The 21,727-nt window shown below is 72.0% G+C and carries 21 protein-coding genes and 1 pseudogene; 10 read left to right on the plus strand and 12 right to left on the minus strand.

Annotation, left to right across the window (positions count from 1 at the left end):
- Window positions 1-38 precede the first annotated feature (38 nt).
- Window positions 39-1,028, minus strand: coding sequence for a DUF4349 domain-containing protein (locus ACIGJO_RS27565; protein ID WP_399962547.1), 990 nt, complete (start codon window positions 1,026-1,028; stop codon window positions 39-41).
- 128 nt (window positions 1,029-1,156) lie between these two features.
- Here ACIGJO_RS27565 and hemG point away from each other — a divergent pair, with 128 nt between their 5' ends.
- Window positions 1,157-2,719 (plus strand): protoporphyrinogen oxidase, encoded by a 1,563-nt coding sequence (hemG, locus tag ACIGJO_RS27570; RefSeq protein ID WP_399962549.1) that lies wholly within the window; start codon window positions 1,157-1,159, stop codon window positions 2,717-2,719.
- Window positions 2,716-3,444, plus strand: coding sequence for a hydrogen peroxide-dependent heme synthase (gene hemQ, locus ACIGJO_RS27575; RefSeq protein ID WP_266924940.1), 729 nt, complete (start codon window positions 2,716-2,718; stop codon window positions 3,442-3,444). Before hemG ends, hemQ begins: the two co-directional genes overlap by 4 nt.
- A 168-nt stretch (window positions 3,445-3,612) precedes the next feature.
- Here the strand turns inward: hemQ and ACIGJO_RS27580 are convergent.
- From ACIGJO_RS27580 to ACIGJO_RS27595, 4 genes and pseudogenes are all read right to left on the minus strand, one after another.
- Window positions 3,613-4,379: pseudogene (locus tag ACIGJO_RS27580) on the minus strand (TIGR04222 domain-containing membrane protein); the annotation flags it as partial.
- A 71-nt stretch (window positions 4,380-4,450) separates the two neighbouring features.
- The gene (locus ACIGJO_RS27585; RefSeq protein ID WP_399962807.1) at window positions 4,451-5,515 is read right to left on the minus strand and encodes a TIGR04222 domain-containing membrane protein; all 1,065 of its coding nucleotides are present in this window, start codon (window positions 5,513-5,515) and stop codon (window positions 4,451-4,453) included.
- Between the two features lie 6 nt (window positions 5,516-5,521).
- Entirely contained in the window at window positions 5,522-6,829 is a 1,308-nt protein-coding gene (locus tag ACIGJO_RS27590) for a DUF692 domain-containing protein (protein WP_399962552.1), read from the minus strand.
- Window positions 6,830-7,003: 174 nt separating this feature from the next.
- The gene (locus ACIGJO_RS27595) at window positions 7,004-7,789 is read right to left on the minus strand and encodes a peptidyl-tRNA hydrolase (RefSeq protein WP_399962554.1); all 786 of its coding nucleotides are present in this window, start codon (window positions 7,787-7,789) and stop codon (window positions 7,004-7,006) included.
- A gap of 372 nt (window positions 7,790-8,161) precedes the next feature.
- On the opposite strand from ACIGJO_RS27595, the gene ACIGJO_RS27600 reads away from it, so the two are divergent.
- From ACIGJO_RS27600 to ACIGJO_RS27610, 3 genes are all read left to right on the plus strand, one after another.
- Window positions 8,162-9,448 carry a hypothetical protein gene (locus ACIGJO_RS27600; RefSeq protein WP_399962556.1) on the plus strand — a complete coding sequence of 429 codons (1,287 nt, stop codon included), beginning with the start codon at window positions 8,162-8,164 and terminating at the stop codon, window positions 9,446-9,448.
- Between the two features lie 125 nt (window positions 9,449-9,573).
- The gene (locus ACIGJO_RS27605; protein WP_399962558.1) at window positions 9,574-10,248 is read left to right on the plus strand and encodes an AIM24 family protein; all 675 of its coding nucleotides are present in this window, start codon (window positions 9,574-9,576) and stop codon (window positions 10,246-10,248) included.
- A 58-nt stretch (window positions 10,249-10,306) separates the two neighbouring features.
- Window positions 10,307-10,498, plus strand: a complete 192-nt coding sequence (locus ACIGJO_RS27610) for a hypothetical protein (protein WP_399962560.1) — start codon at window positions 10,307-10,309, stop codon at window positions 10,496-10,498.
- A 44-nt stretch (window positions 10,499-10,542) separates the two neighbouring features.
- Here the strand turns inward: ACIGJO_RS27610 and ACIGJO_RS27615 are convergent, their stop codons facing one another.
- The 4 genes from ACIGJO_RS27615 to zapE form a co-directional block, all read right to left on the minus strand.
- Window positions 10,543-11,400, minus strand: coding sequence for a polysaccharide deacetylase family protein (locus ACIGJO_RS27615; protein ID WP_399962562.1), 858 nt, complete (start codon window positions 11,398-11,400; stop codon window positions 10,543-10,545).
- A 158-nt stretch (window positions 11,401-11,558) separates the two neighbouring features.
- Window positions 11,559-12,935 (minus strand): alkaline phosphatase PhoX, encoded by a 1,377-nt coding sequence (locus tag ACIGJO_RS27620; RefSeq protein WP_399962564.1) that lies wholly within the window; start codon window positions 12,933-12,935, stop codon window positions 11,559-11,561.
- A gap of 310 nt (window positions 12,936-13,245) precedes the next feature.
- Window positions 13,246-13,671 carry an OsmC family protein gene (locus tag ACIGJO_RS27625; RefSeq protein WP_399962566.1) on the minus strand — a complete coding sequence of 142 codons (426 nt, stop codon included), beginning with the start codon at window positions 13,669-13,671 and terminating at the stop codon, window positions 13,246-13,248.
- 93 nt (window positions 13,672-13,764) lie between these two features.
- Window positions 13,765-14,856, minus strand: a complete 1,092-nt coding sequence (gene zapE / locus ACIGJO_RS27630; RefSeq protein ID WP_399962569.1) for a cell division protein ZapE — start codon at window positions 14,854-14,856, stop codon at window positions 13,765-13,767.
- 37 nt (window positions 14,857-14,893) lie between these two features.
- Here zapE and ACIGJO_RS27635 point away from each other — a divergent pair, with 37 nt between their 5' ends.
- The 4 genes from ACIGJO_RS27635 to msrB all read left to right on the plus strand — a co-directional run bounded on the left by ACIGJO_RS27635 (window position 14,894) and on the right by msrB (window position 18,172).
- Window positions 14,894-15,679, plus strand: coding sequence for a pyrimidine reductase family protein (locus ACIGJO_RS27635; protein WP_399962571.1), 786 nt, complete (start codon window positions 14,894-14,896; stop codon window positions 15,677-15,679).
- Between the two features lie 154 nt (window positions 15,680-15,833).
- Window positions 15,834-16,286, plus strand: coding sequence for an indole-3-glycerol phosphate synthase (locus ACIGJO_RS27640; protein ID WP_399962573.1), 453 nt, complete (start codon window positions 15,834-15,836; stop codon window positions 16,284-16,286).
- Between the two features lie 73 nt (window positions 16,287-16,359).
- The gene (gene murC / locus ACIGJO_RS27645) at window positions 16,360-17,754 is read left to right on the plus strand and encodes a UDP-N-acetylmuramate--L-alanine ligase (RefSeq protein WP_399962575.1); all 1,395 of its coding nucleotides are present in this window, start codon (window positions 16,360-16,362) and stop codon (window positions 17,752-17,754) included.
- Between the two features lie 10 nt (window positions 17,755-17,764).
- Window positions 17,765-18,172: a peptide-methionine (R)-S-oxide reductase MsrB gene (gene msrB, locus ACIGJO_RS27650; RefSeq protein ID WP_399962577.1), complete on the plus strand. Its 408-nt coding sequence runs from the start codon at window positions 17,765-17,767 to the stop codon at window positions 18,170-18,172.
- A 50-nt stretch (window positions 18,173-18,222) separates the two neighbouring features.
- On the opposite strand, the gene ACIGJO_RS27655 is transcribed toward msrB, so the two are convergent.
- The 3 genes from ACIGJO_RS27655 to ACIGJO_RS27665 all read right to left on the minus strand — a co-directional run bounded on the left by ACIGJO_RS27655 (window position 18,223) and on the right by ACIGJO_RS27665 (window position 20,523).
- Complete coding sequence (locus ACIGJO_RS27655) at window positions 18,223-18,693, minus strand: hypothetical protein (protein ID WP_266924960.1); 471 nt, start codon at window positions 18,691-18,693, stop codon at window positions 18,223-18,225.
- Between the two features lie 184 nt (window positions 18,694-18,877).
- The gene (locus ACIGJO_RS27660; RefSeq protein ID WP_399962579.1) at window positions 18,878-19,657 is read right to left on the minus strand and encodes a class I SAM-dependent methyltransferase; all 780 of its coding nucleotides are present in this window, start codon (window positions 19,655-19,657) and stop codon (window positions 18,878-18,880) included.
- A gap of 377 nt (window positions 19,658-20,034) precedes the next feature.
- Window positions 20,035-20,523: a MarR family winged helix-turn-helix transcriptional regulator gene (locus tag ACIGJO_RS27665; RefSeq protein WP_399962581.1), complete on the minus strand. Its 489-nt coding sequence runs from the start codon at window positions 20,521-20,523 to the stop codon at window positions 20,035-20,037.
- A 123-nt stretch (window positions 20,524-20,646) separates the two neighbouring features.
- Here ACIGJO_RS27665 and ACIGJO_RS27670 point away from each other — a divergent pair, with 123 nt between their 5' ends.
- The gene (locus ACIGJO_RS27670; RefSeq protein ID WP_399962583.1) at window positions 20,647-21,717 is read left to right on the plus strand and encodes an ABC transporter permease; all 1,071 of its coding nucleotides are present in this window, start codon (window positions 20,647-20,649) and stop codon (window positions 21,715-21,717) included.
- Window positions 21,718-21,727 lie beyond the last annotated feature (10 nt).

Here is a 21,727-nt window from a genome sequence, read left to right on the forward strand (position 1 = left end):
GTCCCTTTCGCCGTGTCCGGGACCCCACGCTACGGCGCTCAGGGGGCCGGTGCGGACTCCGTCTCCGGCGCCGCGGCCGGTACGGGCCGCGCCGGGCCCGCCGACGCCGCCCGGCGGGCCCGCAGGGCGCGCACCCGACGCCACACCAGCAGCAGCACCGCGGCGACGGCCAGGAACGGGGCCGCCGCACCGATCGCCATCGCGATCCACCGGAGCATCGTCACGAACGCGTCCCAGCCGCCGCCCAGCGCGTCCAGGAATCCGGGCCCGTCGTCCTCCGTCCTCCCGGCCGTACCCTCCGGCTCGCTGAGGTCCAGGGTGATCGTCGCCAGCGAGGTGCGGTCCTTGAGACCGGCCTGCTGGGCCAGCAGCGACTCCAGCGCGGCCTGACGCGAGCTCAGTTCGCCCTCCAGCGTGACCACGTCGCTCAGCTTCCCGGCCCGGTCCATCAGCTTCCGCACCCGCGCCACACTTGCCCGCTGCGTGGCGATCCGGCTCTCCACGTCGACCACCTGGTCGGTGACGTCCTTCGCGTTCGACGTGCGGGACAGCAGCTTCCCGGACCCGGCGAGTTCCTTCAGGACCGCCTGGTACCGGTCCTGCGGGACGCGCAGCACGAGGTGTGACATCTCGTGCGTGTCGTCCACCCGCTCGGTGGTCTCGTTCGCCACCAGACCGCCGCTGTCCTCCGTGGCGGCGCGGGCGGCGGCCACGGCCTTCGGCACGCTCCTGACCTCGATGGACAAGGTCGTCGTACGGATCACATGGGTGGCCGAGGCCTTCGCCGTCGGAGCTGCGGCGGGACCGTTGTCGGACTTCGCGCCGTCCGCCGCCCCACCGGCCCCGGCCCGCTCCCCGGCGGGCTTGTTGTCCCCGGCAGCTGCGTTCAGCCCCGCCGCGCTGCTGTCGGAGGAGCTGTCGCCCGCGCCGCAGCCCCCGACGGCGAGGAGGGCGAGCAGCGCCCCGGCGGCGAGGGTCGCACGGGAGGCGCGGGCGCGTGGACGGGCGGTGCTGTTCGTGTTGTTCATGACGGGTCCCCCCAAGGACGTTGGCCAGTGGTGCCGGTTCGACGTACGGGACCCATGAGCGGGTTGCCCCACAGCGGTTTCGAAGTGGTCACGGTCACGACTCGGAACGGGTTTGAGAGAGTGGACCCATGCAGCGTTCTCATCAGCGCGTGAACACGCGTACGGGTCACGTCGTCGTCATCGGTGGTGGCATCGCCGGTCTGTCCGCCGCCCACCGGCTGGTCCGGGCCGGTCTGCGGGTCACGCTCCTGGAGGCCACGGAGCGGCTCGGCGGCAAGCTCATGACCGGGGAGATCGCGGGCACCCGGGTCGATCTCGGCGCGGAGTCGATGCTCGCGCGGCGCCCCGAGGCGGTCGGCCTGGCCCGCTCCGTCGGCCTCGGCGACCGGCTCCAGCCGCCCGCCACCGCCGCCGCCTCGGTATGGACGCGCGAGGCCCTGCGGCCGATGCCCAAGAACCATGTCATGGGCGTGCCCGGCGATCCGGCCGCCCTCAGCGGGGTGCTCTCCCCGGAAGGCCTCGCCAGGATCGCCCAGGAACGCGACCTGACGCCCACCGCCGTCGGCGACGATGTCGCGGTCGGCAGTTACGTCGCCGACCGGCTCGGCCGCGAGGTCGTGGACCGGCTCGTGGAACCGCTGCTCGGCGGGGTGTACGCGGGTGACGCCTACCGCATCTCGATGCGGGCCGCCGTTCCCCAGCTCTTCGACGTGGTGAAGGAGGGCGGTTCCCTCCTCGACGGGGTCCGGCGCATCCAGGAGCGGGCCGCCGCCCGGCAGCAGACCGGGCCGGTCTTCCAGGGCATCGACGGCGGCATCGGCACCCTGCCGGACGCCGTCGCCACCGCCGTACGCGACGGTGGCGGCGAGATCCTCACCGCCACCCCCGTTCTCGGGCTGACCCGTACCGACGCCGGCTGGAACGTCCGTACCGACACCCGGGTGATCACCGCCGACGGCATCGTCCTGGCCGCCCCCGCCTGGTCCGCCTCCACACTCCTGGCCGCCGAGTCCCCGGCGGCCTCCGCCGAGCTGGCGGGGGTCGAGTACGCCTCGATGGCCCTGGTCACCATGGCGTTCCGGCGCTCCGGAACCGACGCGACGAGCACCCTGCACGGACGCTCCGGCTTCCTCGTCCCGCCGGTCGACGGCCGCACGATCAAGGCCTCCACCTTCTCCACCAACAAGTGGCAGTGGGTGGCCGACGCCGCGCCCGGTCTCTTCGTCCTGCGCACCTCCGTCGGCCGCTACGGCGAGGAGGACCATCTGCACCGTGAGGACGCCGAACTGGTCGATGTGTCCCTGCGCGACCTCGCCGAAGCGACCGGGCTCACCGCCCGGCCCGTCGACACCGAGGTGACCCGGTGGATCGGCGGACTTCCGCAGTACCCGGTCGGCCACCTCGGCCGGGTCGCCCGCATCCGCGACGAGGTCGCGAAGCTGCCGGCGCTGCGGGTCTGCGGAGCGGTGTACGACGGGGTCGGCATCCCGGCCTGCATCGCGAGCGCGCACCGGGCCGCGGACGAGATCGTCCACGACCTGACGGGCGCGGGAGCGGCCGCGGACCGGGTCGCGGGGGACCGCGAGGGCGGTCACGGGGGAGACCGGGACCACGAGGACCGGGAGAGAGATCATCGCCACTCCGACCCTGGTTCGGGGCACTCGGAGCGAGGCGGGACAATAGCCGTATGAGTGCTCCCGAGACTGTGACATCAAGCAAGGGTCCGAACGCCGGCAAGAAGGCCAAGGACCTCAACGAGGTCATCCGCTACACGCTCTGGTCCGTCTTCAAGCTGCGCGACGTGCTGCCACTGGACCGCGCCGGTTACGCCGACGAGGTCCAGGAGCTGTTCGACCAGCTCGCCGCCAAGGACATCACCGTGCGGGGCACGTACGACGTGTCCGGGCTGCGGGCCGACGCCGACCTCATGATCTGGTGGCACGCCGAGACCGCCGACGAGCTCCAGGAGGCGTACAACCTCTTCCGGCGCACCAAGCTGGGCCGCGCCCTGGAGCCGGTCTGGTCGAACATGGCGCTGCACCGCCCCGCCGAGTTCAACAAGTCGCACATCCCGGCGTTCCTGGCCGACGAGACGCCGCGCAACTACATCAGCGTCTATCCCTTCGTGCGCTCCTACGACTGGTACCTGCTGCCGGACGAGGACCGCCGCCGTATGCTCGCGGACCACGGCAAGATGGCCCGCGGCTACCCCGACGTCCGCGCCAACACCGTCGCCAGCTTCTCGCTCGGCGACTACGAGTGGGTCCTCGCCTTCGAGGCGGACGAGCTGTACCGCATCGTCGACCTGATGCGTCATCTGCGGGCCTCCGAGGCGCGGCTGCACGTCCGCGAAGAGGTGCCGTTCTACACGGGGCGCAGGAAGTCCCTCGCAGACCTGGTGGCCGGGCTCGCATAGCCAGCGTTCCCCAGCCATCCAACCCGGAAGATCAGACGACGGGCACCGGCACCGTGTGTGCCGCCCGCCGTCCAGCGACACCGGGTTCGGCTCCGGGTTCGCCGCAGGCTCCGGCCTGCGGCGTTCCCGGGACCGGCGAAAGCCACCGGTAGCCCCGGGCGCGGCTCGGACGTCCGTACGACGGCCCGTCAGGGCGGCCCGCAGCGCCGGGTCCGGCACCGCGCGGACTCCCAGCACCGCCACCGCCGCCAGCAGTTCGCGATCCGGCCCCCGCACCGGTGCGGGCAGCGAGTCCAGCCACCGCTGACCGGCGGGAGAGGCCCACGGGCTGTACGGGCGGTTCTCGATCCGGGCGATGGCGAGACAGCCCAGGGTCAGCACGAGCGGCAGCCCGAACCAGGCCGGCACGGGGCCCCGTACTCCGGTTCCCGGCCCGGGACCAGTACGGCGGCCGTACCCATCACCACCACGAGCACCGCCGAACCGCGCACCGCCCGCACCGCCGACGCGATGCCCGTCCTCGTCCCGTGCGGCACGGCCAGGCCCCCACGACCAGCCGGGTCGGCCAGCGCGCGTACGGCGTCGGCAGCCGCCGCGGCGGCCCGTATCGGCGCTATCGGGGACTGCCCCTCCGGGCCGATGGCACGGATCACGGTCCGTTCGACCTCGTCGCGGCCCTCCGGATCGACGACCGTCGCCCAGCCGGTGTGGGCCGGCAGCAGCCGCCGCAGATGCATGGAGACCAGCGCCAGATCGGCGACCCGGTGCGGCCCCCCGGCCAGGAAAGCCGTCTCGTACAGGTTCAGTTCATGGTGTACGGGTTCCGGCGCGGAGCCGGTGGGCGGCTGCGCCGCCTCGACGGAGGCGAGACAGAGCCGGACACAGGTGATCGCCGCCGCGCCCCACGCGACCAGCAGAAACATGACCCAGAGCATGGCGGATTCCTACGCGAGGCGGACGGGGAGCGCCATGCCCTGTTCAGCATGCGGACGGTCCGGCGGCCGGCTCAGGAACTGCTGCCGCAGCTGGAACCGCTGGAGCTGCCGCAGCTCGACCCGCCCGAACCGCCACCGCAGCTGGACCCGGAACTGGAACTGCAGCTGGACCCCGAACTGCAGCTGGACCCCGAACTGCAGCTGGAACCGGAGCCCCCGCCCCCGCCGCCCCCGGACGAGCCCCCGCAGCTGGCACCGCCGGGGCTCGCCCCCGCACACCACACCGTCGCGGCGTACGCGTCCGCCGTGGCGGAGGACGAGGAGTACGGGGCCGCGGACGAAGTGGAACGGAACCCCCTCGACCGGCGGTTCCCCGTACGGAACCGCGACGCCGCCGTCAACTGCCCCTGGAGTACGGGGTCGGGCAGCGCGCCCAGCCCCAGTGTGGCCACCAGCTGGGCCGGAGCCATCGCGTAGGCGTGGGCGGCCCGGTACTCCTGGACCGCCTGCCGCCCCTCCTTCGTGATCCGGTTGCCGGTGGCCGTCATGACGATCAGGCCGGTCAGGCCGCCGATCACGATCGCGGGCAGCATCTTGGCGATGAACGGGAACGGCATGTCCGCGTATCCCTCGTGCAGCGCGTACTGGACGAAGGTCAGGACCAGCGAGAGGGGGAAGGCCGCGAGGCAGAACAGCCCCTGGACCATCGCCCACCGGCGGCGCGGCCGGGTCTCCCCCGGGGAGACCAGCAGCCCGCGGGCGGCGAGCCCGTCGCCGATCTCCTGTACCGCCGGATGCCGCATCACGGTTTCCCGCAGGGTGTGCAGCGCCCCGTTCGGGGCGGCGGCCAGCGTCTGGAGCACGGCCCGTTCCACCGGGTCGTGCGCCTCCGGCCGCTGTACGGCGACGATGCCGGGGCCGCCGATGATCAGGCGCCCGTCCGCGTGGAGGGCGGTCAGCGCGGTGTCCACCACCCTGGCCGGGCCGCCGTTCAGGAAGGCCGCCTCATAGAGGTCGTGAACGAGCGGGCGCGTCCGCGCGGTCCGCCTGCCGGCGCGGGCGGCGCCGACCTCGATGATCAGCAGCACCGAGGAGAGGACCACCGCGAACGTCAGCAGCAGTGCGAGAACATTCAACACGGGTCACTTCCCCACGAGGACGGCACGGGCCGCCCGGACGAGACGGGTCGCACGACGCGGGGGCCGCGGGGCCGCCCGGTCCTGCCACCAGTGGGTGAGCCGCCTCCTGGCGGCCGCGTCCCCCGGCAGCCCCGCGATCAGCAGGTGCTCGGCGAAGTCGAGTGCGTCACGGCGGTATCCGGCGGACAGCGGCCGGGTCATGGCGTACGCGAGGTAGGCGCTCCGGTAGCCGTCCCCGAGGATCTCCGGCAGCTCCGGCGCCACCTCGGCGACCACTCCGGCACGCTTGGCGGCCAGCGCCCGGCTCTGCACATCCAGGCGCCGGTGGTCGAAGCCCTCGGGGGCCTCGGTGCCCGCGACGAGAGCGGAGAGCAGCGCGGTCTGGGCGGCGGCGAGGCGTTCCCGGGCGTCGGCCCGTACCGCGGGGGCCGCAGGGGCTGCCGGGGTTTCCCGGACTGCCGGGGACTCCGGGTCCCTTGCGGACGTGGGGGCCGCGGCGTCCAGCGTGGCGCGGATCGTGGTCAGTTCGCCCGCCAGCTCCGCCGTCGGCGGGAAGTCGTCATCACGCTCCAGCAGCACACCGGGCGGGTCGACCCGCGAGCGCAGCTCGGCCAGCACGTCCAGGACAGGCCGGGTCACGGGATGGGCGTGCGTGTCGTGCCAGACGCCGTCCCGCTCGATGCCACCGGCCACATGCACGTACGCGATGGCCTCCACCGGCAGTTCGTCGAGGGCCTTCGCGGGGTCCTCGCCGAGGTTGACGTGGTTGGTGTGCAGATTGGCCACGTCGATCAGCAGCCGCACCCCGGTGCGCTCGACCAGCTCCGCCAGGAACTGTCCCTCGGTCAGTTCCTCGCCGGGCCAGGAGACCAGTGCCGCGATGTTCTCCAGGGCCAGCGGCACGGGCAGCGAGTCCTGGGCGATCCGCACGTTCTCGCACAGCACCTCCAGCGCGTCCCAGGTCCGCGGCACCGGCAGCAGATGGCCTGCCTCCAGCCGGGGCGACGCGGTGAGCGGCCCTCCGGCGCGTACGAACGCGATGTGCTCCGTCACCAGCGGCGCGGCGAGCAGTTCCGCCCGTGCGGCCAGGTCCGCGAGCCTGCCCGCGTCCGGGCGGTCGGCGCCGCCCAGGCCCAGCGACACACCGTGCGGTACGACGGTGACGCCACGCGCCCGGAGCCGTACCAGCGAGTCCGGCAGATGGCCGGCGCAGAGGTTCTCCGCGACGGCCTCGACCCAGTCGATCCCCGGCAGCGCCTCCACGGCGTCGGCGATCTCCGGCCGCCAGCCGATCCCTATTCCCAGCTTCATGGTGTCCCCCCTCGTCCACTCCGTGCGGGGGTCATGGCCCCGGCAGGCGGTGGTGAATCCGAACAGGGGGACGTTCAGAGCAGGATTTGAGGTTCCACCGACCCCAGGACCGTCCGTGGCCGTTGCAGCCGCCGGTGCCCGGCAGCTTCGTCCCCCCGCCGGGCGGCATTGCGGTCAGCGGCGCAGCGCAGGGTGGTCGGCGACCACCGTGCAGGACCCCGGGGCGATCTCCGTGAACCCGGCGTCGCGCACCACCGGCAGGCCGCTCACGGTCAGGCCGCGCCAGCGGTCGGGGTCCGCGGTGGCCACGGCGAGCGGGAATCCGGCCTCGCGCCACGCCTTGCGCTCCGGCTCCGACAGCTCCCACCAGGCGAGCTGCGCCCCGTGCCCGGCCTGTGCCATGGTCTTGCCCGCCGACATGTCCAGTTCCGGGTTGAGCCACAGCACCGGACCGGCCGGGTCGGGCGCGGCCGGGGGCCGCGGGTCGTCCAGGTCGGTCCCCGAGACCTGGAGCTTGGCCAGTTCCTTGGGCCAGCCGTCCAGGGGCACCGGCGGGAACACCCGTACCTCGGCGCTCTCGCCCGTCACCGTGATCCCGGGCAGCGCGGAGGCCTTGCGCCACTCAGCGCCGCGCGCCCGGCGCACGACCTTGCGGATACGGGCGTCCTGCCAGTCCCGCATCACCCGCGCCCACTCGCCCTCGTCCAGGGAACGTTCGTCGGACAGCATCGTGAGCACCGCGCGGGCGGCGGTCCGCAGGGCGTCGGTACGGGCCGGGGGGTCCGTCTTCTCCAGGTGCAGCACGAGCGGCAGCACGAACTGCGGTGCCTCGTCGCGGTCGGTCGGCTCCGTCCCGAACGGGCTGTCCGGGGCGGGCCCGGCGGGTCCGGCCGCGGCGGACGGGGGTGCGGCGGGCCGGGGTGCGGCGGGCCGGTTCGCTGGGGTGTCGTCGCTGCTCACCCGTCCAGTCTGCCAGGCCCCGGACGGCGGCTGTCCGGCCCCCGGCGGCGGCCGTCCCGGGCCCCGGGGGAGAGTGGCCGGCCTTTGCCGACGGCCGTCCGGCTTCTATCGACGGCCGTCCGGCTTCTGTCGACGGCCGTCCGAGGTGCGGCCGTCGGACCGGTGAGCAGGACGTCCGCCGTGACCGGGTCGCCGGGCGGCTGGGGCGGCAGGGCTCGGGCCGTGGCGCGGGCGGCGCCACGGCCCCGGGTGGTCCTCCGCCGGACGCTGACCCATACGCGTAACCCGACCCGTACGCGTGCCCCCTGCCAGAACCTGCTTCCGTCTCCGTCGTTGGCCGTGTCGAGGAACGCTCCCTCTCCAAGGACGCCCATGCGCCGACGCATCACCAGGTCCCGTGCCGGAATCCTCTGCGCCGTGCTCGTCATGGCCACGTTCGTCTGGTTCCAACTGACTTCACCGGCCGGGCGGGATTCCCCCGATTCCAAGAACTACCTCTCCTACGCCCTCCGGCTGAGCGGCGAGACCCGCGCCTCGGCCACCGCCCGCGCGATCGACCACACCTGCGCCGACGAGACCGACCCACACCTGGCACGGGCATGTGTGCGGAAGCTGACGGCATCGACCGCGTACTGGAGGCGGCACGGCAATACCTCCGGCATGACCGGGCCGTTCCTCAACTCCCGCTTCATGGCGATCTACGAAGCGCGCCCGGGATATCCCCTGCTGCTCGTGCCGTTCATCGCCGCCTTCGGTCTCGCCCCGGGCGTCTGGCTGGCCGGGGTGACCGTCACCCTGGCGGGCAGCGTCCTCGTCCTGGCCACGCTGCGCGCCGCCGGTGCCAACCGGCCCGCGGCACTGTGCGGACAGATCCTCTATCTGACGCTGCCCACCGGCACCATCGCGATGTTCCCCATGGCGGACGGACTCACCCTGGCCTGCACGGCGGCGGTGACACTCGGCTGCACGCTGACCTTGAACGGAGAGCGCCGGACAGCCGGGACCGTCCTCGTCACCGGCGGCCTCCTCGTGGCCTTCCTGGCGCGCTACTCCCAGGCTCTCCTGCTGGCCGGCGCCCTCGCCGCGGCCTTTGCCGGACTCGCCCGGTACCGCAGGCGCCGCCACCGCTCACCCCGGTCCGCGCTGAGCCTCTGCGTGCTCTGCGGCGGCATGGCCGCGGCCATGCAGCTGACCACGTACGCACTGGGCTGGCCATCCGGCTACGACAGCGCCCAGGACCTGCTGACCCACCACTACCAGCGCCCGGACGTGCCCGACCCCTGGCCCCGTTTCCTCGCCGCGGAAGGAACGTTCTGGTCCGCGTGGGCGGAACACCAGCTGAAGGACCCCCTGCTCCTGATCACCCTGGCCCTGGCCGCCTGTGCCACGCTGCGCCGCCCCACGTATCTCGGTCTGCTCGCCGCCGCGACGGCCGCGGGCGGAGTGCTCAACCAGGCCGGACACCCCAACCTCGACATGCTGGCCGGTCAGCGCCTCGTCGTCCTGATCTGGTTCCTGCCGGTCCTCACGATTCCCCTGCTCCTCACGGCACGGCCCGGGGCCGCCCCCGGGGCCGGCCGGCGGACCGCACGCGAAACGGCCCCGGCCCCCGGAACTGTCACAACGGCAGGCCTTCACGGTCTGCGTCGTGACGACTGAGCACGGAAACCGCGGCCGGGAGACGTGATGCCCCCGGGTGCTGACGGATGCGCCCGGGGTCGCGCTCCGCACGGGCCGTGGACGCTTCTTGGCGGAATGGCATGCTCCGGGCGAGGATGCTGCGTATGAAGAGCGACCTCTTTTCCAGCGAGCACATGGCCCAGCAGGCCACCGCCCCCGGGATGACCCTGCAGAACGCCAAGTCCATCAAGTACGCCGTCAACGGGGAGATGCACGCGCGTCAGGGATCGATGATCGCCTTCCGCGGCAACCTTCAGTTCGAGCGCAAGGGCCAGGGCCTGGGCGGCATGCTCAAGCGTGCGGTCACCGGCGAGGGACTGCCGCTCATGGCGGTCCGCGGCCAGGGAGAGGCCTGGTTCGCCCACGAGGCGGCCAACTGCTTCATCGTGGACATGGAACAGGGCGACGTCCTGACCGTCAACGGCCGCAACGTCCTGTGCTTCGACCCCACCCTGACGTACGAGATCAGGACCGTGAAGGGCGCCGGGATGACCGGTGGCGGACTCTTCAACAGCGTCTTCAGCGGCTACGGCAAGCTGGGCCTGATGTGCGAGGGCCACCCCATAGTCATCCCCGTCACCGGGCAGCAGCCGGTGTACGTGGACACGGACGCGGTCGTCGGCTGGAGCGAGCAGCTCTCCACCTCGCTGCACCGCTCGCAGAGCTTCGGCTCCATGGTGCGCGGCGGCTCCGGCGAGGCCGTCCAGCTGATGCTGCAGGGTGAGGGATTCGTGATCGTGCGGCCCAGCGAGCTCAAGCCCGAGAAGACGGCCAACTGAAGCCGGCGGGCGTCGGCGGCCGGCTCGCCGTACGGCGTGGGTGAGTACGCTCGTACGCATGGACGATACGTACTGCGGGACTCCCGCCCAGGCATCCGTCCCGGCCTCCGGCCCGGCTCTCGCGGGGCCGCCGTACGCGGAGTGCGTGCTGTGCCGCGAGCCGACGGAGTACCCGGAGTCGACCCGGGGCAGCACCCTGTGCCCGGTCTGCGAGTGGCAGGAGGCGGGCCGCACGGCCTGCTCCGGCTGACCGGCGGCCGGGCGCGGCGGTGCGGCTCCCGCATCGCTCGTGCCTCACTCCCGCATCAGGTCGGAGACCTTCACGAAGCGGTAGCCGCGCCTGCGCAGCTCCGGCACGACCTGCCGTACCGCTTCCTCGGTGACCGGTGCGGCGCTGCTCGTGCAGTGCATCACCACCAGTGAGCCCGGCCGCACCCCGTCCAGCACCTGGGCGGCCACCGCGTCGGCGTCCGTGGCGAAGGCGTCACCGCTGACGACGTCCCACTGCACCGCCGTCACCTTCGCCGGTGCCAGGGCGCGCAGCGACGTGTCGTCGTAACAGCCGCCCGGGAAACGGAAGTACGGCACCACATTGCGTGCCCCCGCCTTCCGGAAGGCGGCGAACGCCCGTTCCACATCGCCGCGCATCCCGGCCCTGTCCACCTCCGGCAGGCCGTAACAGGGCGTCGTGAAGGCGTAGTGGCTGTACGAGTGGTTGGCGATCTCGAACAGCGGATCCGTACCGATGGACCGCGCCTGGGCCGGGTACTCCTCCGCCCAGCGCCCGGTCATGAAGACCGTCGAGGGGACCTTCAGCCGGCGCAGCAGCGCGATCAGCCGGGGGTTGTCGAAGTGCTCGCCCGCCGCCGCCCGTTCTCCCTGATCGGCCGTCATGTCGGCGTCGAAGGTGAGCGCCACCACCTTGCCGCCGGACCCGCCGGCCGCCGCCCGGGTGAAGACCGGAGTGCGTCCGGCCGGCCCCGGCGCCATCGTCGGCGGCTTCCTCGCGGCCGGACCGCCCTGCTGGGAGAGGGAGGCGGAGGGGACGGCCGAGGGGGCGGAGGACGGGGCGCGCGACGGGACAGGCTCCGTGAGGGTGCCTCCAGGGGATCCGCACCCGGCGAGCACCCCCAAGAGGGTCAGAGCGGTCAAATGTGGAGCTTTCCGTGCAGATAGGGTCACTGACGGAAAGTAACCGATATGAAGATCGGAAAATGCCTACGGCACTCCGGATGCCCCGTTCGGCCGACCCCGCCCGCTCCGGGGGTGGTGCGGGCCATCCCGCACCACCCCCGGAGCGGTTCAGCGGATCAGCGCCACGGGCCGGTCACGGCGAACGTCGTCCCCGGCGTATAGCAGTTGAGGAACATCGTGCCGCCGTCCGGCGAGAAGGTGACCCCCGCGAACTCGCCCCACTCGGGCTCCTCGGGCGTCCCGATGTTCTGCCGGCCGCGCGCCATGGCGTACACCTCGCCGCGCCGCGTCACACCGAGCACATGCTGCGCGCCGCCGCCGTCCTCACACACCATCAGCCCTCCGTCCGCGGCCAGACAGATGTTGTCCGGGGACTCGCCGGGCAGTTGGACATCGGTGTCGGGACCGAAGACCACGACCAGCGTGAGCCGGCGCTTCTTCGGCTCGTAGCGCCACACCTGGCCGAAGTGGTCGGCCGCCGAGCCCTCCGAGCTGTGGGCGAAGCTGGAGACGAAGTAGACGGACGAGCCGCCCCAGTAACAGCCCTCCAGCTTCTGGGCGTGCGTGATGCCCTTCGGCCCGAAGTCCTGGAGCCTGATCGGCGTCCCGGCGGCCAGCGGATCGGGTACGGGAACCCACTCGACCCGGTCGAAGCTCGCACCGGTCTCCTGCACGGCGGAGAGGTCGGGCAGGCCCGGCACCCGCATCGCCTCCAGCGCGCCGCCGGCCCGCAGTGAGCCGGTGCCGCCGAGCGGCTTCTCCGGCAGGAAGCGGTAGAAGAGCCCGAACGGTTTCTCGAACGCGTCCTCCGTCTCGTACACGATCCCGTTCTTCGGATCGACCGCGACGGCCTCGTGCTGGAAGCGGCCCATCGCGGTCAGCGGGACGGCGCCGGTGCGGCGCGGATCGGCGCCGTCCACCTCGAAGATGAAGCCGTGGTCCTTGGTGTAGCCGTTGGTCCCGGCCTTGTCCTCGGTCTCCTCGCAGGTCAGCCAGGTGCGCCAGGGGGTGGGCCCGCCCGCGCAGTTCACCGCCGTACCGGCGATGGCCACGCGTTCACCGAGCACTCTGCCGCGGCCGTCCAGTTCGAGGGCCGTACAGCCGCCCTTGCCCATCGGGTCGTACGTGAGCCCTTCCACGGTCGGTACGCCGATCCTGCCGGTGACCCGGTTCTCGTGGTTGCGGACGAGATGGACGCGGCCGTGCCGGCCCGCGAAGGCGGCCATCCCGTCGTGGTTGCTGGGTACCGGGCCCTCGCCGGAGCGCAGCGGTTCGCCCTCCCGGGACAGCACCCGATAGCGGAATCCTCCGGGGAGGTCGAGCAGGCCGTCCGGGTCGGTGACGAGGGGGCCGTAGCCGCTGTGGCCACGGGCGGCGGCGGTGCCCGCGAAGAGCTCGGTGAAGGCCCCGGCGAAGGCGATCGAGGCAGCGGTCGCGCCGCTGCCGGCCAGGACCTGTCGTCGTGTTGCGAGTCGTCGTGGTGCTGAGGACATGAGGCAACTCCCTGTTGGCGGACAGGTGAAGTGACCCGCATGTGTGTACCACGGGTGGTGCCGCACGGGAACCACGCGGGCCACTGTGGCCTGTGGTGTCGCGGGGCGCCGACGTGCCCGACGGTGCCGGCGTGATGCGTGGCGGCGAGGGGAGGTGTGTGGCGTTGAGGGGAGGTGCGTGGCGGTGAGCGTGGTGCGGGAGGTGAGCGTGGTGCCCCCGGCCCCGTGCCGCCGTCGGAAGGCCTCCCGGCCCCGGCCTCCCGGCCCCGGCCTCCCGGCCCCGGCCTGCCGGGCCCGGGAGGCCCCGGAGTCAGGCCAGGGAGGCCGTGAGGGTGATCGTCGTACCCGTCAGCGCCTGGCTGACCGGGCAGTTCGCCTTGGCGTCCTCGGCCGCCTTCACGAAGCCCTCCTCGCCGAGACCGGGCACCTCGCCCTCGACGGTGAGGTGGATGCCGGTGATGCCGGTACCGGGCTGGAAGGTGACCTCGGCCTTGGTGTTCAGCCGGGTCGGCGGGGTGCCGGCCTTGGCCAGACCGTTGGACAGTGCCATCGAGAAGCAGCTGGAGTGCGCGGCCGCGATCAGCTCCTCGGGGCTCGTCCTGCCGTTCGCCTTCTCCGCGCGCGACGGCCAGGAGACCTCGTACTCGCCGATGCCGGAGGAGTCGAAGGTGACGACGCCCTTGCCCTCGATCAGGTTGCCTTCCCAGACCGTGTGCGCCTGACGCGTGGTAGCCATGCTGGATCCCTTCAAACGGTGTGCGCGGTTGTACGGGGTGTACGAGGCACGCCCTCGTGCCTCACGGTTGTTACGCCGTTACGCTCCCCGAACCTACTGCGCCACCAGACCCTTCGCGTCACGTGCCAGCGCCGTCAGCCGGGAGATGGCTCGGAAGTACTTCTTCCGGTACCCGCCGTTCAGCATTTCTTCGCTGAACAGCCGGTCGAACGGCAGTCCGGAGGCGAGCACCGGAACCTCCCGGTCGTAGAGCCGGTCCGCGAGCACCACCAGGCGCAGCGCCGTCGACTGGTCGGGCACCGGCTGCACATCGGTGAGGCAGACCGCGGAGATTCCGTCGGTCAGCGCGCCGTACCGGCTCGGATGGACCCGGGCCAGATGGTCGAGGAGCCCGGGGAAGTCGTCGAGGGAGGCGCCCGGCGCGGCGTACGCGGCCGCGGTGACCTGCTCGTCGGAGTACGGCGGCGGGGCCTCGGGCAGCCCCCGGTGCCGGTAGTCCTCGCCGTCGATGCGCAGCGGGCGGAAGTGCGAGGACAGACCCTGGATCTCGCGCAGGAAGTCGGCGGCGGCGAACCGGCCCTCGCCGAGCTTGCCCGGCAGCGTGTTGGAGGTCGCGGCCAGTGCGACTCCCGCCTCGACCAGCCTGCTGAGCAGCGACGACACCAGCACCGTGTCGCCCGGGTCGTCCAGCTCGAACTCGTCGATGCACAGCAGCCGGTGTCCGCTGAGCGTCCGTACGGTCTGCTGGAAGCCCAGCGCGCCGACCAGGTTCGTCAGCTCGACGAACGTACCGAAGGCCTTGAGCGACGGGGCTGCGGGCGTGGCGTGCCACAGGGAGGCCAGCAGATGGGTCTTGCCGACGCCGTAGCCGCCGTCGAGATACACCCCGCGTGGCCCGGTCGGCGCAACGGGCTTCTTGCTGAACCACTTGCGCTTCCCCGCGCCCGTGGCGTGCGCCCCGCCGAGCCCGGCGGCGAACTCGGCGAGCACCGTGACCGCCTCGGTCTGACTCGGCTGGTTCGGGTCGGGTACGTACGTTTCGAAGCGCACCGAGTCGAAGCGCGGCGGCGGCACCATCTCGGCGACCAGCCGGTCGGCGGGGACGTGCGGCTCGCGGACGCACAGGGACAGCGGGGCCGTTTCAGCTATGGGGCTCTGCCCCGGAACGGCGGTGGAGGACGACACAACTCTCCACCTTAAGCGCCATGCCAGACTGCACGGTATGCGAAGCCTGTTCCCTGTGACGGACCTGACAACCAGCGACAACGCCGGGACCGGCCCCCGGCCCGAGGGCGAGTGGAGCCTGGACGAGCTGGCCGACGCCTACGCCTATCCCGAGGGGGACGGCCCCTGGCTGCGCGCCAACATGGTCTCCACGCTCGACGGGGCCGCCCAGCACGACGGCCGCTCGCAGGGCATCTCCTGCGCCTCCGACATGCGGATCTTCGGCACCCTGCGGGGGCTCGCCGACGTGGTGATCGCGGGTGCGGAGACCGTACGGCTGGAGGGCTACCGGCCCGCCCGCGCCCGGGAGGCCTTCGCGGCGCGCCGGGCGGCCGCCGGGCAGGGGCCCGCGCCCGCGATCGCCGTGGTGAGCGGAAGTCTGGACCTGGACTTCTCGCTGCCGCTCTTCACCGAGCCGCTGGTGCCGACCCTGCTGCTGACCGGTGCGGGGGCGCCGCCGGCCAGGGTCGACGCGGCCCGCGGGGCGGGTGCCGAGGTGGTGATCGCGGGGGAGGGGACCCGGGTGGATCCCGCCAGGGCCGTACGCGAGCTCGCGGACCGCGGCCTGACCCGGCTGCTGACGGAGGGCGGGCCCCGGCTGCTGGGGCAGTTCGTGGCGGCGGGCGTGCTGGACGAGCTGTGTCTGACGGTCTCCCCGATGCTGACCGCGGGGGATGCCCAGCGGATCGCGGGCGGCCCCTCGGTAGCGGTGCCGGAACGATTCGCCTTGGCGTCCGTGCTGGAGGAGGCCGGGTTCCTCTTCACTCGATACCGTCGGATCTGATACTTAACGGAATTTCCCGTTCCGGTTAGCTTCGGATGGGCACACTTAATCCAGCAGACCCCGTGCGAACGCGGGGAAGGACGGTTTCAGCAGCGGCCGGCGACGGTCGATGAGATGGAGCGGAAGGGCGCCTGACGTGTTCACCAGCGTTTTGATGATCGAGAAGCCCCTCACCCCCGAGGACGTGGACTTCGTCACCACCCTGCACGGCGACGAGCAGATCTCGTTCGTGGTCCTGATGCAGCCGCGCGGCGACCAGGCCGACGTACTGCTGCGTGCGATCGACGACGTCGCGATGGGGGAGCTGAAGGACGCGGCCCGTGAGGGCGAGGAACCGGAAGGCAAGGACGCCCTGGAACCCGCCGGACTGGCGCTCGAATTCTCGCTCCGGGCCCTGCGCGAGGCCGGATCCGAAGCGGTCGGGCAGGTGGTCGAGGACCACCCCCTGAACAAGCTGAAGTCCGCGGTGGAGGACGCGAGCGCGGACGAGGTCATCGTGCTGACCGCCCCGCACTACGTGGAGGAGTTCTTCCACCGGGACTGGGCCTCCCGGGCCCGTCACAAGGTCGGCGTACCGGTGCTCAAGCTCTTCGCGCACAGCGAATAGGCTGGGGGACCGTCACTCGGCCGGGTTCGCACCGAACCGGCGCCGACTCGTACCGACCCTGGGAGACACGCGCATGGCACCCGGTATTCCTGCCGCCATGGAACGGCCGCACTTCATCGGCATCGGCGGCGCCGGAATGTCGGGCATCGCGAAGATCCTGGCCCAGCGGGGAGCCGCGGTGGCGGGCAGCGACGCCAAGGAGTCCCCCACCGCCGAGGCGCTGCGCGCGCTGGGAGCGACCGTCCACATCGGGCACGCCGCCGCCCACCTGGCGGACGACGCGTCCTGCGTGGTCGTCTCCAGCGCCATCCGCGCCGACAACCCCGAGCTGGTCCGCGCGGCCGGGCTGGACATCCCGGTGGTACACCGCTCCGACGCCCTGGCCGCCCTGATGACCGGCCTCCGGGCCATCGCGGTGGCGGGCACCCACGGCAAGACGACCACCACGTCGATGCTCGCCGTCGCCCTGTCGGAGCTGTCCCTCGACCCCTCGTACGCCATCGGCGGCGACCTGGAGGGCCCCGGTACCAACGCCACCCACGGCAGCGGCAACATCTTCGTCGCCGAGGCGGACGAGAGCGACCGCAGCTTCCAGAAGTACGACCCCGAGGTCGCCATCGTCCTCAACGTCGAGCTGGACCACCACGCGAACTACGCCTCGATGGACGAGATCTACGAGTCCTTCGAGACCTTCGTCGGCAAGGTCGTCCCCGGCGGCACCCTGGTGATCGCCGCCGACCAGCCCGGCGCCGTCGAGCTCACCCGGCGGGTCCGCGACCACTCCTCGCTGAACGTCGTCACCTACGGGGAGTCCGAGACCGCCGACGTACGCGTCCACAAGGTCACCCCGCGCGGGCTGACCAGCGAGGTCACGGTCGTCCTGAACGGGAAGTTCCTCACGTTCACCGTCTCCGTACCCGGCCGCCACTACGCCCACAACGCCGTCGCCGCGCTGGCCGCCGGTGTCGCGCTGGGCATCCCCGCCCACAACCTCGCATCGGCGCTCGGCAAGTACACCGGGGTCAAGCGCCGCCTCCAGCTCAAGGGCGAGGCCGCGGGCGTCCAGGTCATCGACAGCTACGCGCACCACCCCACCGAGATGACCGCCGACCTGGAAGCCATGCGCGGCGCCGCGGCGGACGCCCGCCTCCTGGTCGTCTTCCAGCCCCACCTCTTCTCCCGCACCCAGGAGCTGGGCACGGAGATGGGCCGGGCCCTGGCGCTGGCCGACGCCTCCGTCGTCCTGGACATCTACCCGGCCCGCGAGGACCCGATCCCCGGTATCACCAGCACCCTGATCATCGACGCCGCCAGGGCGGCGGGCGCCGATGTCGCCGCCGCCCACGACAAGGCCACGATCCCCGAGGTCATCGCGGGAATGGCCAAGCCCGGTGATCTCGTTCTCACCATGGGGGCGGGCGATGTCACGGACCTCGGCCCGCAGATTCTGGACCACCTGTCGAGCTGAGGAGCCAGACGTGTCGTACGACGTCGAGAAGCCGGACGAGCAGTGGCGGGCGGAACTCTCGCCCTCCGAGTACGCGGTGCTGCGCCAGGCCGGCACCGAGCCCGCCTTCGTGGGTGAGTACACCGACACCAGGACGGCGGGGGTCTACTCCTGCCGGGCCTGCGGCGCGGAGCTGTTCCGCTCCGACACCAAATTCGAGTCGCACTGCGGCTGGCCGTCCTTCTACGACCCGAAGGACACGGACGCGGTCGAGCTGATCCAGGACCGCGGCCACGGCATGGTCCGCACCGAGGTGCGCTGCGCCCGCTGCGGCTCCCACCTGGGACACGTCTTCGAGGGCGAGGGCTACCCCACTCCCACGGACCAGCGCTACTGCATCAACTCGATCTCGCTCACGCTGGCGCCGGACGAGAGCTGACGCCGGACGAGAGCCGGCGCCTCCGGGCAGCCGGAACCGCCGAGGCCGGGTCATTCCTCCTCGGCGGTTTCCGCCGTCTCGGAACGCAGCAGCGGGTGGATGACGCCGGGGAACACCCGCGCCCGCACGACCTCCTGCGCCGACCCGCCCTGCACCACCGTCTCGGCCACGCCCCACGGGCGGCCCGCCAGGTGCACGGTCAGGGTGTACGAGGACGAGCAGCCGGTGCACTCGTACCGGTCCGCCCAGGTCTCCACGTCCGTGACACTGCCCGGGTACCGCTTCACATGCAGATGCCAGGCATGGCAGTGACCGCACTTCTCGCCCGGCTCACAGGTCCCGCCGCACGGACACGGCACGTCCAGGGACTCCGCCGGACGCCAGCGCTGCACGAGCACCGCTTCACGGGTGGCGCCCATGTCCTTCATGGCCTTGAGATTGCGGGCGGCGACGTTGTACGACTCGCCGGTGGCGGCCATCCGGTCCCGGATCACGTCCTTGCGTCCGCGGTTGGTCGTCATGCTGCTCCTCCTGGGGTTCACGCAGCCCGCCAGGAGGCCCACGAGATCGGTACTCCTAAAGGTACCCGCACCAGCCGCGGGGCCTGTCCGGGCCGAGGCCCTGTCCCTCCGGGACGGGGCCTCAGGGGGGCTCACATCCGGGCACACCGAGCCCCGGCACACGCGTCTGCGGACCTTTCTGTTCTCACAGCCGCCGCACGCGCAGCACGGCGGTCCGCATCGGGAGGTCGAACTCGCCGTCGGCGGTCTCCGGTCTGCCCGCGAGGAACGCGCGGATCCGGCCGAGCGCGGCCTCACGTTCCCCTTCCGGCATGACCAGCATCCCCGCACGCGTCGCGAGGGTCGCGACGAGGGAGTCGGCGGTACGACGCTGCCCGTGCGGGAACTCGGCCTGCTCCGGCGAGCCGAACCGGGCGGCCCCACCGGTCTTCGGCAGGTGCATGTCCGCCGTCTGCGCGCGCCAGGCGGCAGGCGTGTCACGCGGGCCGATGGCAGCGCTCCCACTGATCCGCGCGAGCCCGGCAACCCAGTCGACCTGGTCGTCCATGACGTTCCACAGCCCGGCCAGGGTGCCACCGGGCGCGAGAACCCTGGCGATCTCGGGCCCGGCGACGGCCATGTCGAACCAGTGCATGGCATTGCCGGCCAGCACGGCATCGACGGACGCGTCCGGCAGCGGAATCGCCTCGGCGCTCCCCGACAGGGCACGGACGGCAGGCAGCGCGCGGCGCAGCTCGGTCAGCATCGCCGCGTCGGGCTCGACCGCGACGACCTCGGCGCCCAGCGCGGCCGGCGTGGCGGTCAGCTTGCCCGTTCCGGCGCCGAGGTCGAGCACCCGCCGGCCCGGCGCGGACTCAAGCGCCCAGCGCACCGCTGCCTGCGCGTAGTCCGGGCGGTGTTCGGCGTAGGCGGCCGCGGCCGCGCCGAACGAAGAGCTGTGAAGTAACCGTTCGTTGTTTTCCACCCGGACACCTTAGAGGTCGCGCAGATCGGCGCGGTGGTGGTACCCAGGTAGCAGAGCAGGCAACAGGTCCTGTCGATCATGGAGTTGCGCCGCTCTGTGATCACCGGGAGATCTGTGCCTGTCCTGCCGTCATGGCTGACCGAACCACTCCGGGGCCAATTCGTGGCCCTGCTGCCCTGCCTTTGGACGAGATCGCATCCGATGAGGTCGCTAGTGACCAGCGGCGGCAGGTGGCATTCAGTCTTCCGGCCTGGCTGTAGAAGTTCGAAGCCCCACACATGGGTGAACATTGCGGTGAGGTATGCGGAGGCTCGCGGTCTGTTGCACCGAGTAGCTGGTCAGCAAGGCAGACGGGTACCAGGTGGGAGCATGCACCCTTACTCTGGGTGACCACTCGACCGAGGGTCGGTGTCGCTGGAGGCGTCGGGCGGCGCCTCGCTCAGGGCGCTGTTGAGCGTTTTCAGCGCGGCGATCACCACGTCGACCTCTGCGTCGGCGAGTGCGGGGAGCATCTGTCGCAGAGTTGGTTCCGCATCCCGGTTCCTGGCTTCCCGGGCCTGGGCGCGGGCATGATCGGCGATCTTGGCGACAGTGCGGCGCCGGTCGGCGGGGTCGGCTCCCAGCTCGACCAGGCCCCGCTTGTGCAGCGCCGCCACCACGGTGGATACCCGGCTTTGGGCGAAGCCGGTGCGCTGGGCAATGGCCCCCACCGGCTGCGGACCGGCGGTGTAGAGGTGCTCCAGCACCAGAAGCTCGGTCGGCCCCAGGTCGGAGGCGTCTTTCATTGCCGAGACCGCGGCAGCGGTGAGCCGCCTGGCGAGATGGTGCAGCTCAGCGAGATCTAGGGAACTGGTCGGCAACGCCACGTACATCCTCCTCAGGAGCATCTCCCATGATACATCCGTCATAATGCATCACATGAGATGTATCTTGCTAGGTGCGTTTACCCCGGGAGGCGTGACGTCCCCGACCCGTCCCCAGGAGGAGACATGACCCGACCGATAGCCCGAGTGCTGCTGTTCCCGCTCGCCATGGCCGCACTGCTGGTCGGCATCTACACCGCCGCCATGCATGCTCCGACCCCGCACCACCTGAAGATCACGGTCGCCGGACCATCTGCGCAGACGGAGCCACTGGCCGCTTCCCTGCGCGGGGCTCTGGGCGATGCGTATGACGTCAGTACCGTCACCTCCACCGAACAGGCCCGGCAGCTGGTAGCGCACCGGGCCGTGGCCGCCGCCTACGTCCCCACGCCGACGCCCGGTGACCGCAGCGCCGGTACGGCGGGCACCGCCTTCGCCCAACCCCAGCAGCCAGACGGCCCCGTGCTCTACATCGCCTCAGCCGCCGGTGCCGCCCAGGTCAACCTGGCCGCCCTGCCGTTCCAGAACGCCGCCGTCCAGCAGCACCAGTTCCTCCAGGTCCGCGACCTGGCCCCGCTCAGCGCCCACGACACCAGCGACACCAGCACCATGTACGCCGCGATCGGCCTGACCCTCGCGGGTTACCTGTCAGCCGTCATGCTCACCACCGTGTTCGGCACCGCCCTCACCCTCAAGCGCACGGTGGCCACGCTCGCCGCCTTCGGCGCCGTCGCCGCAGCCGCCGTCTGGCTCATCAGCGGCCCCCTCCTGGGCGCCGTGCACGGCTTCGCCCCCGCCATCCTCGTCACCGGCTGGCTCACCGTCATGGCCGTCGGCATGGCCACCTTGCTCCTGTCCCGCTTCTGCGGCCGCATGACCGCGTTGCCCGCCGTCGGGATCTTCATGTTCCTCGGCATGCCCGCCTCCGGAGCCGCCCTGCCCATCGAGACCATGCCCGCACCCATCCGCGCCCTGCACGACCTGCTGCCGATGACCTCAACATCCGGCAGCCTGCGCCAGATCATGTACTTCGCCGGCGACGGCATCGGCCGCTACTGGCTCGCCCTCACCCTGTGGGCCGTCACCTGCCTCGCCCTGACGCTCACCTACGACGCCATCAAGGCCCGCCACACCGCCCACCGCAACAACACAGACACCCTGCCCCGGCAGACCGCCGAACCCACCCCCTCCCGCTGACCGCACCCCC

The organism is Streptomyces sp. NPDC079020, from assembly GCF_044542225.1.
GTDB lineage: Bacteria > Actinomycetota > Actinomycetes > Streptomycetales > Streptomycetaceae > Streptomyces.